The sequence below is a fragment of the Mycobacterium sp. KBS0706 genome (assembly GCF_005938675.2).
Classification (GTDB): Bacteria; Pseudomonadota; Alphaproteobacteria; order DSM-16000; family Inquilinaceae; genus Inquilinus.
Genome location: NZ_VCCH02000086.1, coordinates 1 through 15,467, shown reverse-complemented (window position 1 = coordinate 15,467; position 15,467 = coordinate 1). Strand labels below are relative to the sequence as shown.

Annotated in this window: 19 protein-coding genes; 11 read left to right on the top strand and 8 right to left on the bottom strand. The window is 70.8% G+C overall.

The genetic code is table 11. The features are described 5' to 3' along the window. The first annotated feature begins 21 nt into the window (after positions 1–21). Positions 22–2,343, top strand: a complete 2,322-nt coding sequence (locus FFK22_RS32335; RefSeq protein ID WP_138885942.1) for a xanthine dehydrogenase family protein molybdopterin-binding subunit — start codon at positions 22–24, stop codon at positions 2,341–2,343. Positions 2,344–2,468: 125 nt separating this feature from the next. On the opposite strand, the gene FFK22_RS32330 is transcribed toward FFK22_RS32335, so the two are convergent. After that, a complete protein-coding gene (locus tag FFK22_RS32330) occupies positions 2,469–4,352 on the bottom strand; it encodes an ABC-F family ATP-binding cassette domain-containing protein (RefSeq protein ID WP_138885943.1) in 1,884 nt (627 codons plus the stop codon). A 129-nt stretch (positions 4,353–4,481) separates the two neighbouring features. On the opposite strand from FFK22_RS32330, the gene ndk reads away from it, so the two are divergent. Continuing rightward, complete coding sequence (gene ndk, locus FFK22_RS32325; protein ID WP_138885944.1) at positions 4,482–4,901, top strand: nucleoside-diphosphate kinase; 420 nt, start codon at positions 4,482–4,484, stop codon at positions 4,899–4,901. Positions 4,902–5,012: 111 nt separating this feature from the next. Here the strand turns inward: ndk and FFK22_RS32320 are convergent, their stop codons facing one another. The 3 genes from FFK22_RS32320 to purM form a co-directional block, all read right to left on the bottom strand. Beyond that, on the bottom strand, positions 5,013–5,156 hold the full coding sequence (locus tag FFK22_RS32320) for an aa3-type cytochrome c oxidase subunit IV (RefSeq protein WP_186002766.1): 144 nt from the start codon (positions 5,154–5,156) through the stop codon (positions 5,013–5,015). Positions 5,157–5,281: 125 nt separating this feature from the next. Beyond that, a complete protein-coding gene (gene purN, locus FFK22_RS32315) occupies positions 5,282–5,929 on the bottom strand; it encodes a phosphoribosylglycinamide formyltransferase (RefSeq protein WP_138885946.1) in 648 nt (215 codons plus the stop codon). After that, positions 5,917–6,999 (bottom strand): phosphoribosylformylglycinamidine cyclo-ligase, encoded by a 1,083-nt coding sequence (gene purM, locus FFK22_RS32310; protein WP_138885947.1) that lies wholly within the window; start codon positions 6,997–6,999, stop codon positions 5,917–5,919. Before purM ends, purN begins: the two co-directional genes overlap by 13 nt. 86 nt (positions 7,000–7,085) lie before the next feature. Between purM and FFK22_RS32305 the strand changes: the two genes are divergently transcribed. Genes FFK22_RS32305 through FFK22_RS32290 form a run of 4 tightly spaced genes read left to right on the top strand, consistent with a single transcriptional unit; the run spans position 7,086 to position 10,198 of the window. Then, positions 7,086–7,811, top strand: coding sequence for a hypothetical protein (locus FFK22_RS32305; RefSeq protein ID WP_138885948.1), 726 nt, complete (start codon positions 7,086–7,088; stop codon positions 7,809–7,811). Positions 7,812–7,860: 49 nt separating this feature from the next. Continuing rightward, positions 7,861–8,418, top strand: coding sequence for a CDP-alcohol phosphatidyltransferase family protein (locus FFK22_RS32300; RefSeq protein WP_138885949.1), 558 nt, complete (start codon positions 7,861–7,863; stop codon positions 8,416–8,418). After that, positions 8,415–9,509: an AI-2E family transporter gene (locus FFK22_RS32295; protein ID WP_138885950.1), complete on the top strand. Its 1,095-nt coding sequence runs from the start codon at positions 8,415–8,417 to the stop codon at positions 9,507–9,509. The genes FFK22_RS32300 and FFK22_RS32295 overlap by 4 nt, the downstream gene beginning before the upstream one ends. Beyond that, a complete protein-coding gene (locus FFK22_RS32290) occupies positions 9,506–10,198 on the top strand; it encodes a DnaA/Hda family protein (protein WP_138885951.1) in 693 nt (230 codons plus the stop codon). The genes FFK22_RS32295 and FFK22_RS32290 overlap by 4 nt, the downstream gene beginning before the upstream one ends. Here FFK22_RS32290 and FFK22_RS32285 read toward each other — a convergent pair. Both FFK22_RS32285 and pdeM read right to left on the bottom strand, forming a co-directional pair. After that, positions 10,195–11,631 (bottom strand): deoxyribodipyrimidine photo-lyase, encoded by a 1,437-nt coding sequence (locus tag FFK22_RS32285; RefSeq protein WP_138885952.1) that lies wholly within the window; start codon positions 11,629–11,631, stop codon positions 10,195–10,197. The genes FFK22_RS32290 and FFK22_RS32285 overlap by 4 nt on opposite strands. 40 nt (positions 11,632–11,671) lie before the next feature. Continuing rightward, positions 11,672–12,409: a ligase-associated DNA damage response endonuclease PdeM gene (gene pdeM, locus FFK22_RS32280; RefSeq protein ID WP_221939014.1), complete on the bottom strand. Its 738-nt coding sequence runs from the start codon at positions 12,407–12,409 to the stop codon at positions 11,672–11,674. A 126-nt stretch (positions 12,410–12,535) separates the two neighbouring features. On the opposite strand from pdeM, the gene FFK22_RS32275 reads away from it, so the two are divergent. Genes FFK22_RS32275 through FFK22_RS32260 form a run of 5 tightly spaced genes read left to right on the top strand, consistent with a single transcriptional unit; the run spans position 12,536 to position 14,746 of the window. Beyond that, entirely contained in the window at positions 12,536–12,976 is a 441-nt protein-coding gene (locus FFK22_RS32275; protein ID WP_138885953.1) for an EF-hand domain-containing protein, read from the top strand. Between the two features lie 22 nt (positions 12,977–12,998). Next, positions 12,999–13,295, top strand: a complete 297-nt coding sequence (locus FFK22_RS32270) for a hypothetical protein (protein WP_138885954.1) — start codon at positions 12,999–13,001, stop codon at positions 13,293–13,295. Between the two features lie 19 nt (positions 13,296–13,314). Continuing rightward, positions 13,315–13,890: an RNA polymerase sigma factor gene (locus tag FFK22_RS32265; RefSeq protein WP_186002765.1), complete on the top strand. Its 576-nt coding sequence runs from the start codon at positions 13,315–13,317 to the stop codon at positions 13,888–13,890. Next, on the top strand, positions 13,887–14,294 hold the full coding sequence (locus FFK22_RS43355) for a hypothetical protein (RefSeq protein ID WP_186002764.1): 408 nt from the start codon (positions 13,887–13,889) through the stop codon (positions 14,292–14,294). Before FFK22_RS32265 ends, FFK22_RS43355 begins: the two co-directional genes overlap by 4 nt. After that, positions 14,291–14,746 carry a periplasmic heavy metal sensor gene (locus FFK22_RS32260; RefSeq protein ID WP_186002763.1) on the top strand — a complete coding sequence of 152 codons (456 nt, stop codon included), beginning with the start codon at positions 14,291–14,293 and terminating at the stop codon, positions 14,744–14,746. The genes FFK22_RS43355 and FFK22_RS32260 overlap by 4 nt, the downstream gene beginning before the upstream one ends. Positions 14,747–14,761: 15 nt before the next feature. Here the strand turns inward: FFK22_RS32260 and FFK22_RS32255 are convergent, their stop codons facing one another. Next, positions 14,762–15,187, bottom strand: coding sequence for a hypothetical protein (locus FFK22_RS32255; protein WP_138885957.1), 426 nt, complete (start codon positions 15,185–15,187; stop codon positions 14,762–14,764). Next, the coding region (locus tag FFK22_RS43350; RefSeq protein ID WP_186002762.1) for a hypothetical protein at positions 15,184–15,467 on the bottom strand (284 nt) is incomplete at its 5' end. The genes FFK22_RS32255 and FFK22_RS43350, both read right to left, overlap by 4 nt.

Sequence of the window (15,467 nt, the reverse complement as noted above, 5' to 3'; positions counted from 1 at the left end):
TCCCAGCCAAGGTGACGAGTGATGACGGATAGATCGACTGTCGGGCGGTTCGGCAGCGGGCGCGAGGTGCGGCGGATCGAGGATGCCGGGCTGCTGGCCGGCGCCGGCCGATTCAGCGACGACATCTCCCTGCCCGGACAGACCTGGCTCGGCTTCCTGCGCTCGCCGCATCCGCATGCCCGGATCGTGTCGATCGACGCGTCCGAGGCGCTGGCGATGCCCGGCGTGGTCGCGGTGGTAACCGGCGCCGATCTGGTCGCGGACGGGGTCAAGCCGTTGCCGCTGGCGCCGATCTTCAAGCGGCCGGACGGATCGCCCGGCGCGTCGCCGCTGCGGCCGGCCCTGGCGCATGAGGTGGTGCGCTTCGTCGGCGAGGCCGTGGTCGCGCTGGTGGCCGAAAGCCGGGCCGTGCTGAAGGACGCGCTCGACGCCATCGTGGTCGAGTATGACGAGCTGCCCGCCGTCACGGGGGTGACGCAGGCCCTGGCGCCGGATGCGCCGCAGGTCTGGCCGGCGGCGACCGGCAACGTCGCGGCGCAGATGCGGCACGGCGACGCCGCCGCGACCGATGCCGCCTTCCAGGCCGCCGCCCATATCGTCTCGCTGGACATCGTCAACCAGCGCCTGGCGCCGACGCCGATGGAGCCGCGCAGCTCCCAGGCCGAATACGATGTCGAGGCCGATAAGCTGACGCTGCGCCTGTCCAGCCAGATGCCGTCCGGCGCGCGCGACACCCTGTGCGACGCGGTGCTCGGCATCCCGCGGGACAAGGTGCGGGTGGTGGTCGACGATGTCGGTGGCGGCTTCGGCATGAAGACCGGCCTCTACCCCGAGGACATCCTGGTGGCCTATGCCGCGCGCAAGCTGCGGCGGCCGGTGAAATGGACCGCCGAGCGGATCGAGGAGTTCCTGGCGGCGACCCATGGCCGCGACGTCGAGAGCCGTGCCGAGCTGGCGCTGGACGCGACCGGCAAGGTGCTGGGCTACCGGGTGCGGTCGCATGCCAATGTCGGCGCCTATGCCACCACGGCGGGCATCATCATCCAGCTGATGATCGGCCCCTGGGTGTCGACCAGCATCTACGACATCCGCACCATCGACTTCGATTTTACGGCCCTCCTGACCCATACGGCGCCGACCGGCGCCTATCGCGGCGCCGGGCGGCCGGAGGCGATCTACCTGATCGAGCGGCTGTTCGACGCCGCGGCGCGGCAGCTCGGCCTCGACCCGGTCGAGATCCGCCGCCGCAACCTCGTCCACCCCGAGCAGATGCCTTACACCAACGCCATGGGCCAGACCTATGACAGCGGCAAGTTCGGCTCGATCATCGACCAGGCCGTGGATCTTGCCGACTGGGACGGCTTCGCCGCCCGCGAGGCCGAGTCCCGGGCCCGCGGCAAGCTGCGCGGCCGCGGCCTGGCCTCGTTCCTGGAATGGACCGGCGGCAATGTGTTCGAGGAGCGGGTGACGGTCCGGGTCTCCGGCGACGGCGACATCGAGGTCTACGCGGCAACCATGCCGATGGGGCAGGGGATCGCCACCTCCTACGCCCAGCTGGTGGTCGACGTCTTCGGCGTGCCGATCGACCGGATCCACATCGTCATGGGCGACACCGACCGCGGCCAGGGCTTCGGCAGCGCCGGCTCGCGGTCGCTGTTCACCGCCGGCTCGGCGATCCGCCATGCCTCCGAGCAGGCGGTCGACGCCGGGCGAGATCTGGCCGGGGACGCGCTGGAGGCCGCGGCGGCCGACATCGAATATGCCGAGGGCGTGTTCCGGATCGCCGGCACCGACCGGGCGATCGGCCTGTTCGAGCTGGCGGACCGCCAGCCGGACCGCCGCATCTTCATCGACGCCACCAGCACGGTGAAGGGCCCGAGCTGGCCGAATGGCTGCCACATCTGCGAGGTCGAGCTGGATCCGGAGACCGGCACGGTCGACATCGTCTCCTACGTCTCGGCCAACGATGTCGGCCGGGTGGTCAACCCGATGATCGTGCGCGGCCAGCTCGACGGCGGCGCGGTCCAGGGCATCGGCCAGGCGCTGGGCGAGCACATGGTCTATGACCGCGAGACCGGGCAGGTCATGACGGCCACGCTGATGGATTACGGCGTGCCGCGCGCCGACGTCATCCGCAGCTTCGTCCATGTGCTCGACGAATCGATACCGTGCCTGAACAACCCGCTGGGCGTGAAGGGCGTGGGCGAACTCGGCACCATCGGCGCCACGCCGGCGGTGGTGAACGCCGTGGCCGACGCCCTGGCACGCGCCGGCCGGGCCGAGGCCGCCGACCGGCTGCAGATGCCGCTGACCCCGGCGGTGGTGTGGGAGGCGCTGCAGTAAAGGAGGGGGCGGGGCCACCCCCTCACCCGAAATCGCTGCGCAATTTCGACCTCTCCCCAAGGAGAGGTGAGGGAGCGGCGCTCCTGTTTCCCTCTCCTCGGGGAGAGGGAGGGTGGGGGGAGGCCTCAGCCCGCCAGCGCCTGCGCCGCCTCCAGCTTGCCGTTGGCCTCCAGCCAAGCCTCTTCGGCGGCGTCCAGCTTGCTTTGCACGTCGTGCGCCGCGATCTGCTGCTCGGTCGCCGCCGCCGGGTTGTTGTAGAGCGCGGTGTCGGCCAGCTTCGCCTCGATCGCCTTCTTGTCCCGCTCCAGCCCCTGGATCCGCTTCTCGATGTCGCGGATCTGCTGGCGCAGCGGCGCCAGTTGGGCGCGGGCTTCGGCGGCGGCGCGGCGCTGCTCCTTGCGGTCGGCCTGGCTCAGCTTCTCGGCCTGGCGTCCGGCGCGCTCCTGCCGGCGCTGTTCGTTCAGCAGGCGGCGATAGTCGTCGAGGTCGCCCTCAAAGGGGCTCACGGCTCCGTCCTTGACCAGCAGCAGCCGGTCGGCGGTCAGCTCGATCAGATGCGGGTCGTGGGTGATCAGCACCACGGCGCCGTCATACTCGTTCAGCGCCTGCACCAGCGCCTGGCGGCTGTCGACGTCGAGATGGTTGGTCGGCTCGTCGAGCAGCAGCAGCTGCGGTGCCTCGCGCGCCATCAGGGCCAGCAGCAGCCGCGCCTTCTCGCCGCCCGACATGTCGCCGATCCGGGTCTCGGATCGGCGCTGGACGAAGCCGAAGCGGCCGAGATGGGCGCGGATCTTCTCGTCGGTCTTGTTCGGCATCACCCGCCGCGCCTGGGCGATGGCGTTCAGCGACAGGTCCAGCTCCTCGGCTTGGTGCTGGGCGAAATAGCCGACCTTGAGCTTGTTGGACTTGCGCAGCTGCCCCGCCATCGGCTCCAGCCGGCCGGCGAACAGCTTGACCAGCGTCGACTTGCCGTTGCCGTTGGCGCCCAGGAGCGCGATGCGGTCGTCCATGTCGATCCGCATGTCGAGATTCTTCAGCACCGGGCGCTCGTCATAGCCGACGGTCACCTTGTCCAGGACCAGGATCGGCGGCGCCAGCTCCTCCGGCGGCGGGAAGTCGAAGCTGATCGACTGGTCCTCGACCAGGGCGACGATCGGCTCCATCTTCTCCAGCGCCTTGACCCGGCTCTGCGCCTGGCGGGCCTTGGTGGCCTTGGCCTTGAACCGGTCGATGAAGCTCTGCATGTGGGCGCGCTGGGCGATCTGGCGCTTCTGCAGGGCCGCCAGATGCTCCAGCCGCATCCGGCGCGTCTGCTCGAACTGGTCATAGCCGCCGGTATAGGCGGTCAGCTTCGCGTTCTCGAGGTGGATGGTGGTGTCGACCACGCGGTTCAGCAGGTCGCGGTCGTGGCTGACCATCAGGATGGTGTGGGGATAGGTCTTCAGCCAGGTCTCGAGCCACAGCGTGGCCTCGAGGTCAAGGTGGTTGGTGGGCTCGTCGAGCAGCAGCAGGTCGGGCTGCAGGAACAGCGTCGCCGCCAGGGCCACGCGCATCCGCATGCCGCCCGACAGGTCGCCGACCGGCCGGGCTTGCGCCTCGGTATCGAAGCCGAGGCCGGCCAGGATGGTGGCGGCCCGGGCCGGGGCGGTGTGCGCGTCGATATCGGCCAGGCGCATGTGGATCTCGCCGATCCGGTTGGGATCCTCGGCAGTCTCCGCCTCCTCCATCAGGGCGGCGCGCTCGGTGTCCGCGGCCAGCACGGTGTCGAGCAGGCTGGCCGACCCTTCCGGCGCGTCCTGGGCCACGCTGGCCATCCGCCAGCGCCCGGGATAGCTGATCTGGCCGCCGTCCAGCCCGATCTCCTTGCGGATCGCGCGCAGCAGCGTCGACTTGCCCGTGCCGTTATGGCCGACGAGCCCCGCCTTGTGCCCGGCCGCCACCGACACCGAAGCGGAGTCGAGCAGCACGCGGCCGGCGATGCGGATGGTGATGTCCTGGATCTGAAGCATGGCGGCGGGGTCATAGCACGACCGGGCCGGATTCGGGCGTTCGGATTCGGCTTCGGTTGCCGGATCGGGACGGCCCGTCTATAAGGCCGCGCAATTCCGATCGCCAACGCCTGAAAAACCGAGGATCCAATGGCCGAGCGCACCTTCTCCATCATCAAGCCGGATGCCACCCGCCGCAACCTGACCGGCAAGATCAACGCGAAGTTCGAGGACGCCGGCCTGCGCATCGTCGCGCAGAAGCGGCTCCAGCTGAGCCGCGCCCAGGCCGAGGCCTTCTACGGCGTGCACAAGGAGCGGCCGTTCTTCAACGACCTCTGCGCCTTCATGATCTCGGGCCCGGTCGTGGTCCAGGTGCTCGAGGGCGACAACGCCGTGGCCCGCAACCGCGAGATCATGGGCGCCACCAACCCGGCCAATGCCGCCGAAGGCACCATCCGCAAGGAATTCGCGGAATCGATCGAGGCGAATTCGGTGCATGGCTCCGATTCGGCCGAGAACGCGGCGATCGAGATCGCCTTCTTCTTCGCCGGCACCGAGATCGTCGGCTGATGCGAGGCGCTTGCGGCCATATCCGCTCGGACGGGGATGGCTGAAGGCAGCCCTGCGGCAACAAAAAAGGCCGGTCCGCGAGGACCGGCCTTTTTTCTGCCGACGGCGAGATCAGAGCAGGAACAGCGCCATGCCGATCAGCAGGATGGCAATCGCGACAATGCCCCAGGTGCTGAAGCGCACGAAGCTGGCATACATCTGCTTGCGCGAGGCCAGCAGTTCTTCCGGAACCTGATTCGTGCCTTCGCTGGCCATCGCGCCCATCCTCGTCACGCTTTCGTATGTTTGCGATCGAGGCACCATTTACGGGTGCCCCCCGGCCTTGTCCAGTGAAATAGGGTTTAATTGTCGCAGCGTCGAGTTGGACTTTGTGACAATTATCACAATGGGTTGCGGATCGCGCCTGCGGCCGCGATCGCGCCGTCGATCCGGACCCGTCCATCCTCGATCCGGACCCGCCCCTCGGCGACCCAGCGCAGCGCCATCTGATAGCAGCGATGCTCCTCGACCAGGATGCGCGCGGCCAGGCTGGCGGCGTCGTCGCCGTCGAGCACCGGCACCGCGGCCTGGACCAGGATCGGCCCGTCATCGACCACCGGGCGCACGATATGGACCGTGCAGCCGGCGAGCCTCACCCCGGCGGCCAGCGCCCGCTCATGCGTGTGCAACCCCGGGAACGCCGGCAGCAGCGAGGGGTGGATGTTGAGGATGCGGTCGTGCCAGCGGCCGACGAAATCGGCGCTCAGCACCCGCATGAAGCCGGCCAGGCAGACCAGCTCGACGCCGGCGGCGCGCAGCGCCTCGTCCATCGCCGCCTCGAAGGCGGCTTTGGAGGGATGGGCCTTGCGGTCGACCGTGGCGGTGGCGATGCCATGGCCGGATGCCGTGGCAAGGCCGCCGGCGCCGGGGATGTCTGACAGCACCAGCGCGATCTCGGCCGGGAAGTCCGGCGCGGCGCAGGCCTCGGCCAGGGCCGCCATGTTGCTGCCCCGGCCGGAGATCAAAACTCCAACCTTCAGACGGCCCATGCGGACTCCGTGCCGGCGATCGCCACCGAATGCCCGGCATCGACGACGACCCGGCCGATCCGGTGCACGGTCTCGCCCTGGCCGGCCAGGATGGCCGACACCGCCTCAGCCCGCGCAGGATCCACGATCAGCACCATGCCGATGCCGCAGTTGTAGGTGCGGGCCAGCTCGGCTGGGTTCAGCCCGCCCTGCGCCTTCAGCCAGCGGAACACCGGGGGCAGGGGCCAGCCGCCGGCGTCGAGGGCGACGCCCAGCCCGTCCGGCAGCACCCGCGGGATGTTCTCGGTCAGCCCACCGCCGGTGATGTGCGCCAGGGCGTGGACGCCGCCAGCATGGATGGCCGCGAGGCTGCTCTTCACATAGATCCGGGTCGGGGTCAGGAAGGCCTCGCCGACCGTGGTGTCGTTGGCGAAGGGAGCCGGCGCATCCCAGGCCAAGCCGGCCTCGGCGACGGTGCGGCGGACCAGCGAATAGCCGTTGGAATGCACGCCGGTCGATGCCAGGCCCAGCACCACATCGCCATCGCGCACGTCGCGGCCGGTCAGGGCCTGGTCGCGCTCGACCGCGCCGACGGCGAAGCCGGCCAGGTCATAGTCGCCGGCGGCATACATGCCCGGCATCTCCGCAGTCTCGCCGCCGATCAGGGCACAGCCGGCCTGGCGGCAGCCCTCGGTGATGCCGCGAAGGACACCGACTCCAACCGAGCGGTCCAGCCTGCCGGAGGCGAAATAGTCGAGGAAGAACAGCGGCTCGGCGCCCTGCACCACCAGGTCGTTGACGCACATGGCGACGAGGTCGATGCCGACCGTGTCGTGCCGGCCGGTCTCGATCGCCACCTTCAGCTTGGTGCCGACGCCGTCGGTGGCGGCGACCAGGATCGGGTCGCGGAAGCCGGCCGCCTTCGGGTCGAACAGCGCGCCGAAGCCGCCCAGGCCTTCCATCATGCCGCTGCGGCGGGTGCTCTCGGCCAAAGGCTTGATGTCGCCGACGAAGGCCTCACCCTCGGCGATGTTCACGCCGGCCCGGGCATAGGCGTCGGAGCTGTCCTTGGGGTCGACCGGCGGGCACATGATGACCTCGCAGAGAGGGGTGCTATATAAAGGCGGATTATCCGTGCGGATGGGCGCGGACCATAGCGAAACCGGAAGGCATTGCAATGATGCTTCGCATCGGATCGACCCTGGCTCTGGCAGCCGCGCTTCTCTGTGCCGGGCTGGTGCCGGTGCGTGCCCAGACCCCCGGCGGGGCCCCGATCGCGGGCAGCGCCTCCGGCTATTCGGTGGACAATGTCGCGGTTGAGGCGACCGCCGGGAACGCGACCGAGGCCCGCGCCAAGGCCTTCGCCCAGGGGCCGCGCAAGGGGCTGCAGCAGCTGCTGCAACAGATCGGCGCCGACCCGGCGCGGGTCTCCGGCATGTCCGACGCCGATGTCGAGCGGCTGGTGCAGAGCTTCCAGGTGAAGTCGGAGCAGGCCTCGCCCGGACACTATTCCGCCAATCTGGCCTACACCTTCCGCAGCTCCGGCGTGCAGCAGCTGCTGGCCGGGGGCGGCACCGCGCCGCCGGTCACCGCGACCCTCCCGGGCGCGGTTCCCGGAACCCAGCCGCAGCCGGGCGCAGCCCCCGGCTTCGAGGCGCGCGGCTCCGTCACCGTCACGGTGCCGATCGCGGCGCCGGCCGACTGGTACGACGTGCAGGGCCGGCTGACCCGCCTCGGCGGCATGGTCTCGTCCTCCCTGGTCAGCCTGACGGCGCGGCAGGCGGTGCTGGAGCTGCGCTTCCCCGGCGACCAGACCCAGCTCAACCAGATCCTGTCGCAGCAGGGCCTGACGGTGCAGCAGGGCGCCCAGGCGCTGGAGTTGCACCGCGCCGGCGGCATGTAGCCTCGGCGTGGCCACACTCTTGCCATCGAGGTCAGGCCTTTTGCGTCGCATGGTCCGATACCTGCCGAACCTGCTCAGTCTGGCCCGGCTCGTGGTGGCCCCGATCACCATCTGGCTGATCCTGGACGGCCGGCTGGTCACGGCCTTCTGGATGTTCTCGGCGGCGGCGCTGACCGACGCGATCGACGGCATCCTGGCCCGCTGGCTGCAGGCGCGCACGGCGCTGGGCAGCTATCTCGACCCGATCGCCGACAAGTCGCTGCTGGTCGGCACCTACCTGGCCCTGACCTGGACGGCGGAACTGCCGATCTGGCTGGTGGTGCTGGTGGTGGCGCGCGATATCGGCCTGGTGCTGGGCGTGGTGGTGCTGCATTTCGCCGGCCGCGGCACCCGCGCGCTGACCCCGTCGATGATCAGCAAGCTGAACACGGTGATGCAGATCGCGCTGGTGGTGCTGGTGATGGCGGCACCCGGGCTGAATGTCGACGCCAGCGGCGTCATCGCCGTCCTGGTCTGGGTCGTGGCCGGGACCACGACCCTGTCGGCGATCGGCTATCTGCGCGAGACCATCCGCCGCTTCTTCGGCCCGGTCGGGGCGCACGCGTGAACGGCTCCACCCAAATCCGCTTCTGGCTGATCGGCTTCGTCGTCTTCTGCCTCCTGGTATGGCTGCTGAGCGGCGTGCTGGCGCCCTTCGTCACCGGCATGATCATCGCCTATCTGCTGGACCCGCTGGCCCGGCGGCTGCAGGCGATCGGCATGGCACGCTGGCTGGCGACCACGGTGCTGCTGCTGCTGTTCGTGCTCGCCGCCGTGCTGGTGACGCTGATCGTGCTGCCGATCCTGCTGAACCAGGTGACCGGGCTGCTGTCGGCGGTGCCCGACTATGTGGCCCGGGCCGCGACGCGGCTGCAGCCGCTGATCGCCGAGCTGCGCCACCGCGTCTCCGCCGCCAACTTCAACGAGATCCAGAAGGCGGTCAGCCAGTATGCCGGTAGCGCCGTGTCCTGGATCGGCACGGTGATCGGCAGCCTGTGGCAGGGCGGCATGGCGCTGATCGACCTGCTGTCGCTGGTCTTCATCACGCCTGTGGTCGCCTTCTACATGCTGCGCGACTGGGACCACATGATCGGGGTGATCGACCACAACCTGCCGGTGGCGCAGCGCGAGACCATCCGCGGGCTGGGGCGGGAGGTGAACCACACCCTGTCGCGCTTCATCCGCGGCCAGCTGATCGTCTGCCTGCTGCTGGGGCTGTTCTACGCCATCGCCCTGACCATCGTCGGGCTGAATTTCGGGCTGCTGGTCGGGCTGATGACCGGCGTCCTGTCGATCATCCCCTATGTCGGCTCGATGGTCGGGCTGGTCAGCTCGATGGGCATCGCCTTCGTGCAATATGACGACTGGACGATGTGGGCCCTGGTGCTGGGCATCTTCCTGCTGGGCCAGTTCCTGGAGGGCAATTTCGTCACCCCGAAGCTGGTCGGCGAATCCGTCGGCCTGCACCCGGTCTGGGTGATCTTCGCGCTGCTCGCCGCCGGCAGCCTGTTCGGCTTCACCGGCGTCATGCTCGGGGTGCCGATGGCGGCGGTGATCGGCGTGCTGACGCGATTCGCCCTGCACCGTTATCGCCAGAGCGCGCTGTACCGGCAGCCGCCCGCCGACCCGCCGGACATGGACATCCCCACCGTCTCATGAGCAAGAGCGTCAGCCCGGTGGCCCAGTTCGTCTTCGACCTGTCGCTGCCCCCCGCTTTGGGGCCGGAGGATTTCATCGTCGCCGACAGCAACCGCGAGGCGGCGGGCTGGATCGCGCGCTGGCCGGGCTGGCCGGGACCGGTGCTGGCCCTGCATGGCGCGCCGGGGGCGGGGAAGAGCCATCTGCTGGGCATCTGGGCGCAGCGCGCCGATGCCCGGGTGCTGGCCGGCGGCGCGCTGGCTGGCGTGGACCCGGCGGAGCTCGCCGCCGCGGGGGCGGTGGCGCTGGACGATGCCGACCGGGTGGCCGGCGATGCGGCGGCGGAGCGGGCGCTGTTCCACCTGCACAACCTGCTGAAGGAGGCCGGCGGCGTCCTGCTGCTGGCGGCGCGCGAGCCGCCGGCGCGCTGGCCCGTGGCGCTGCCGGACCTGGCTTCGCGGCTGAAGGCGGCGCCGGCCGTCGGGCTCGGCGAGCCGGACGACGTGCTGCTGGCCCAGGTGCTGGCCAAGCTGTTCGCCGACCGCCAGCTCGCGGTCGGGCCGGAGATCGTGCAGGCGATGCTGGCGCGGATGGAGCGCAGCTTCGCCGAAGCGCGGCGTCTGGTGGCCGAGATCGACGCCGCCAGCCTGGCCCAGGGCCGCTCGATCACCCTGCCGCTGGTGCGATCGATCCTGGCGGACCAGGGTTAGGGTTCGCGCAAGGTCTCGAAGGCGGCGAGGGCGAGGCGGCGGGCATCGCCATGGTCGACGATCGGGCGCGGATAGGTCCGGCCCAATGTCACGCCGGCTTCGGCCAGCACCGCCTCGGGCGCCTGCCAGGGCTTGTGGATCCATCTCGACGGCAGCATCGAGAGTTCCGGCACGAAGCGGCGGACATAGCCGCCGTCCGGATCGAACTTCTCCCCCTGCAGCACCGGGTTGAAGATGCGGAAATAGGGCGCCGCATCGGCGCCGCACCCGGCGATCCATTGCCAGTTGAAGGCGTTGTTCGCCAGATCGGCGTCGACCAGCGTATCCCAGAACCAGGATTCGCCCTCGCGCCAGTGGATGCGCAGATCCTTGATCAAAAGGGACGCCGCGATCATCCGGACGCGGTTGTGCATCCACCCGGTCCGCCACAGCTGCCGCATCCCGGCATCGACGATCGGATAGCCGGTCCGGCCCTTCTGCCAGGCTTGCAGTGCCTCGCGGTCCGCGTCCCAGGGGAAGGCCCCGAAGCGGCCGTCGAGCGGCTCGGCCGGCATCTCGGGGCGGGCCACCAGCATATGGGCCGCGAATTCGCGCCAGCCGAGCTCGCGCTGATAGGCGTCGGCGGCCGAGCGCAGCCGCGGCGTTTCGGCGGCCGCGTGCTCGATGGCCTGCCAGGCCCGGCGCGGCCCGATCTCGCCCCAATGCAGATGCGGTGACAGGGCAGAGCTGCCGTCGGTCTCCGGCCGGTCGCGCCGGGTTTCGTAGCCGGCCAGGCCGTGCCGCAGGAAGGCTGTCAGCCTTTTGCGGGCTCCGGCCTCGCCGGGCGTCCAGGTCTCCCGCAATCCGCCGGCCCAGTCCGGTCTGGTCGGCCGAAGCTTCCACGCCGCCAGGTGGTCGCTGCACGGCCAGCGCCCGGGCGCCGGGATCTCATTCGGCACGGCGTGCGGCTCGGCGACGCCGCCGCGCTCCAGGCAGGCACGCCAGAACGGGGTGAAGACCTTGAACGGCGTTTCCGACCTGGTGCGGATCTCCGAGGGTTCGAACAGCAGTGCGGCAGCGAAGCTCTCGCTGGCGATGCCACGTTGCTTGAGGCCGCTCTTCAGGGCCATGTCGCGCTCAACGGAGGCCGGCTCGTAGCGGCGGTTCCACAGCACGGCCGTGGCGCTGGTCTCCTCGATCAACTCGTCCAGAACCTTCGCCGTGGGACCTTGTCGCAGAATCAGCCGGCTACCTCGGGCCGCCAGGGATTCGGCCAGGGCGGCGAGCGAGTGGTGCAGCCACCAGCGGCCGGCGCCGCCCGGCGGCCAGTCGCCCTCGCCATCCGGGTCGAGGATGAAGACTGGGATCACCGTCCCGCCGCGCCGGATGGCGGCCACGAGGGCGGGATTGTCGTCGAGACGGAGATCCTGGCGGAACCAGAGCAGGTCGGTCATGGGCACGAAGCTGGATCGGCCGGGGGCGAGATCCAGCCCGTCAGGCCACCAGCCAGCGCGGCGCAATCGGCGACAGTCGGGCGTCGGGGAAGCGGTGCAGCCCGGCGCGGCCGATCAGCCAGACATGGAAGAGGGGACCGAGCAGCCCGCGAATGGCGGGGTCGAGCACGTCGAGGCCGCCGGTATAGGCACCGAAGGCCGGCAGCACCAGCCGATGCTCGTCGGCGACGAAGCAGCGCCCGGTCACCCGCCCGGCGCGGCCGCTGATGGCCGCCTTGGGGTGGTAGTGGCCGGAGATCTCGCCGGCGGCGCCCGGCGCGGCGGCGTGGCGGCAGACAAGGCCGTCGACCTGCAGCTCCTCGGTCCGGTCGCCGGGCAGGGACGCCGGCAGGTCGGGGTCGTGATTGCCCAGCACCCAGATCCAGTCGCGGCCCCGCGCCAGCCGGGTCAGGGTCGCCAGGTCGTCGGCGGCAAGGCGGTCGGCCCCCCCCGAATCGTGGAAGCTGTCGCCCAGCGCCACCACGGCGACCGGGTCCAGCCGGTCGATCGCGGCGCCGAGCCGGGCCAGGGTCGCGGTGCTGTCATAGGGCGGCAGCAGGCGGTGCGAGCGCCGGGCCAGGGCCGTCGCCTTCTCCAGATGCAGGTCGGCGACCAGCAGCCAGCGCCGCTCCGCCCACCACAGCACGCCCGAAGGATCGGGCCGGAAGGCGTGGTCGCGGAGCGGGATGGTGCGCGTCGGCATCGTCCGGATGTAGCCCTGGTCGCAGAGTCGGCGCAATGGTTTTGTTCGATTTATGTTCTTTCTCTTCCGTCGACATGATATCCGCGTAGGGACCTCCGCCCGCCGGCGTTCAAGGGGCCGTGATCCGGAGATGCCGGATGCACAGCGGAGGAGACAGAAGCCATGCCGATCGCCAGAGGTGTCGCGATCACCCTTGCCGTCGCCGTCCTGGGCGGCGATGCCGCCCAGGCGCAGCAGCCGGACCGGTTCGCGGAGCGGATGTTCGACCGGATCGATGCCGATCATGACGGCGTCCTGACCCGGGCCGAGGCCCAGGCTGCCCGCGGCCGGATGTTCGATCGCCTCGACGCCGATCACGATGGGGCGTTGACCACGGCCGAAGCCGAGACGGCCCGGAATCAGGCGCGCGCTGCCGGGCGGCTGGCGCACCGCGCCGGGATGCCGGCGCCGGGCGAGCGCCTGGCCGCACTGGACCGGAACCGGGACGGCCTGGTCTCGCGCGACGAGTTCGTCGCCGGATCGGGCTGGTTCGACCGGCTCGACACCACCGGCCGCGGCGTCACCAAGGCGCAGTTCGCGGCCCTCCTGAACCAGGCCCGTTGAAGACGGGCGGAGAGGACAGACGATGATCAAGCTCAGCATGATGGCCGCCGCGACCGTGTTTCTGTTGACCGCGGGTCCGGCCGGCGCCGAAGACTGGTCGCGCAGCTGGAGCGGCCCGCACGGCGGAAGCCGGACGATCGCCGGACAGTGCGGCAGCCATTCCTGCAGCCGGACCGTCGACGTCACCGGTCCCCGCGGCCGGTCCTGGTCCCGCTCTGCCGGCGTGGTGCAGGGGCCCTTCCGCAGCTACGGTTACCGCACCGCCACCGGACCGGCAGGGCGCGGCTATGCGGCGGGCCGGGTCTGGCGACGGTTCTGACGAAGCGCGGAATGGCGGCATGTCGGAGGGGGTGGGCGAGGAGGCGTCGGCCGATGCGGATCTGCTGGCCCGGATTGCGGGCCAGGACCGGCGCGCCTTCACCGCCCTCATGCGCCGCCATGGCGACAGGGTGCGGGGCCTGGCCCTGGGCTTCAGCGGCCGGACGGCGGAGGCCGACGACATCATGCAGGACGTCTTCCTGATGCTGTGGCGGCGGCCGGGCGCATGGCAACCCGGCGGGGCGGCATTCACGACCTGGCTGTATCGCGTGGTCGCCAATCGCTGCCTCGACCAGGCCCGGCGCCGGCGTCTGCGGCGCTGGCTGCCCTTCGGCGAGGCGCCGGAGCCGGCCGACGATGCGCCGACGGCCCTGGCCGCGCTGTCCGGCCGCGACCGTCTGGCGGCGGTCGCCGTGATGATCCGCACCTTGCCGGACCGGCAGCGCATGGCGCTGCTGCTGGCCGTCCAGGGCGGGCGGAGCAATGCCGAGATCGCAGCCATCCTGGGCATCAGCGAGGGGGCTGCGGAGCAGCTTCTGGTCCGCGCGCGGCGCAGGCTGCGGGCCATGATCGATGAAAGGGAGGCAGGGCGATGACCAGGGCCGAGCTCGACGAGGCGCTGCTCCGATTCGGGGCTGATCTCGACCGCTGGCCGCAGAAGCTGGCCGGGTCCGCCCGGCAGCTTCTGGCCCGGGATCCGGCGGCAGCGGAGATCCTGGCGCGCTTCACCAGATTCGAGGAGACGGTCGCCGCCGCGATTCGCCCGCCGCCCTTCGGTGCCGCCGAGATCGGCCGGATCCTGGCGGCCGTCGAGATGGAGGAGGCGGGCTGGCGGCCGACATGGCGGTTCTGGGCGGCGAGCGCCGGCGCCTCGCTGCTGTCCCTCGCGGCCGGCGCGCTGGTGATGCTGGCGACGCTGCCGGGCCATGCCGATCTGGACGTCGCGCTGTCGGTGCTGGGCCTGGTGGCCGGCCAGGGCGACCTCGGAGGCCTGCTGTGACCGCGGCGCCGCGGCGGCGGACCACGCTGTTCCTTGCCATCGCCCTGGCGGCCTCGCTGTGTCTCAACCTGTTCGCGGGAGGCGCCTGGCTGGCCGGCCGCTGGTTCGACCGGCATGTGGAGGCGACCGCCGCATCGGTGATGCGGGCCTATCCGCCGGAGCTGCGCCGCGACGTGCTGCGCCGGCTGCTGCAGGACCGGGCGGAGCTGCGATCGGCTGTCGGCGGCCTGCGCGAGGCGCGCCAGCGCATGGTTGCCGTGATGCGGGCCGATCCGCTCGACCGGGCCGCGCTGGACGCGGCCATGGCCGAGGTCCGGTCCAGGACCGGGGCGTTGCAGGCGCTGTTGCAATCCGCCCTCGCCGACACCCTGGCGGAGACGCCCGCCGAGGAGCGTGCGAGAATCCAGCCCCCGGCAAACGGCTTGGGGCTGCTCGGCGATCGGGCTCCCTGACGGCCGCTCGGCGAATCAGGCCTTCGGTTCCAGGATCGCCCCGATCTCCCGCGCCTTGCGGTGGCCCAGCCAGAACAGCCCGGAGGCGAGCCCGACGAACAGGACCAGGAACACCCACAGCGCGGTCGCCAGATAGCCGTACATCGGGTCGGCGGCGGCCGGGCGGATCATCAGCAGCCCCAGCACCAGGATGAACAGCACGAAGCCGATGACGCTGAGGTTGACGGCATAGGTGTGCCAGGTCGCCAGCCGCCGGTACTCGATCCGGCATTCGACGATGGCGCGCTTCTGCGCCTCGTCGCCGGCGAAGCGGTTCAGCTCGATCTTCTGGCGCAACGCCAGCAGGTCGCGCAGCCACTGGCTGAGCTGGATGTAGAAGAAGCTGCCGACCAGGCCGGCCAGGGTCAGCAGCGGGCTGAGCAGCGACAGCGGGTTGGTCATGGCCGATCCTCCCGGCGCAACGCGTCGACCAGGGCCAGGATGGTCTCCGCCGTGATCGAGAACCAGGTCAGGGTGGGCGAGGAGGGCTTCTTCGCCGGCGGCGCCGGCCGGTCGCCCCCGGCGATGGCCGCCGCGACCGAGTCGTAGTGGGTGACGAGCTCGTCATAGCCGCCGCGCGACAGGCTCAGCTCGAAGCGCTGCACCTGGGCCCGGCCGGCCTCGGCCGCGGCGCGGGCGTCGGCTTCGGCCCGTTCCAGCACCTGGCGCAGCTCGAGCCTGG

Excerpts from the sequence above, each read along its gene's own strand:
- FFK22_RS32335 (WP_138885942.1), top strand. The coding sequence starts at position 22 with ATGACGGATAGATCGACTGTCGGGCGGTTCGGCAGCGGGCGCGAGGTG.
- FFK22_RS32330 (WP_138885943.1), bottom strand. The coding sequence starts at position 4,352 with ATGCTTCAGATCCAGGACATCACCATCCGCATCGCCGGCCGCGTGCTG.
- ndk (WP_138885944.1), top strand. The coding sequence starts at position 4,482 with ATGGCCGAGCGCACCTTCTCCATCATCAAGCCGGATGCCACCCGCCGC.
- FFK22_RS32320 (WP_186002766.1), bottom strand. The coding sequence starts at position 5,156 with ATGGCCAGCGAAGGCACGAATCAGGTTCCGGAAGAACTGCTGGCCTCG.
- purN (WP_138885946.1), bottom strand. The coding sequence starts at position 5,929 with ATGGGCCGTCTGAAGGTTGGAGTTTTGATCTCCGGCCGGGGCAGCAAC.
- purM (WP_138885947.1), bottom strand. The coding sequence starts at position 6,999 with ATGTGCCCGCCGGTCGACCCCAAGGACAGCTCCGACGCCTATGCCCGG.
- FFK22_RS32305 (WP_138885948.1), top strand. The coding sequence starts at position 7,086 with ATGATGCTTCGCATCGGATCGACCCTGGCTCTGGCAGCCGCGCTTCTC.
- FFK22_RS32300 (WP_138885949.1), top strand. The coding sequence starts at position 7,861 with ATGGTCCGATACCTGCCGAACCTGCTCAGTCTGGCCCGGCTCGTGGTG.
- FFK22_RS32290 (WP_138885951.1), top strand. The coding sequence starts at position 9,506 with ATGAGCAAGAGCGTCAGCCCGGTGGCCCAGTTCGTCTTCGACCTGTCG.
- FFK22_RS32285 (WP_138885952.1), bottom strand. The coding sequence starts at position 11,631 with ATGACCGACCTGCTCTGGTTCCGCCAGGATCTCCGTCTCGACGACAAT.
- FFK22_RS32275 (WP_138885953.1), top strand. The coding sequence starts at position 12,536 with ATGCCGATCGCCAGAGGTGTCGCGATCACCCTTGCCGTCGCCGTCCTG.
- FFK22_RS32270 (WP_138885954.1), top strand. The coding sequence starts at position 12,999 with ATGATCAAGCTCAGCATGATGGCCGCCGCGACCGTGTTTCTGTTGACC.
- FFK22_RS32265 (WP_186002765.1), top strand. The coding sequence starts at position 13,315 with ATGTCGGAGGGGGTGGGCGAGGAGGCGTCGGCCGATGCGGATCTGCTG.
- FFK22_RS43355 (WP_186002764.1), top strand. The coding sequence starts at position 13,887 with ATGACCAGGGCCGAGCTCGACGAGGCGCTGCTCCGATTCGGGGCTGAT.
- FFK22_RS32255 (WP_138885957.1), bottom strand. The coding sequence starts at position 15,187 with ATGACCAACCCGCTGTCGCTGCTCAGCCCGCTGCTGACCCTGGCCGGC.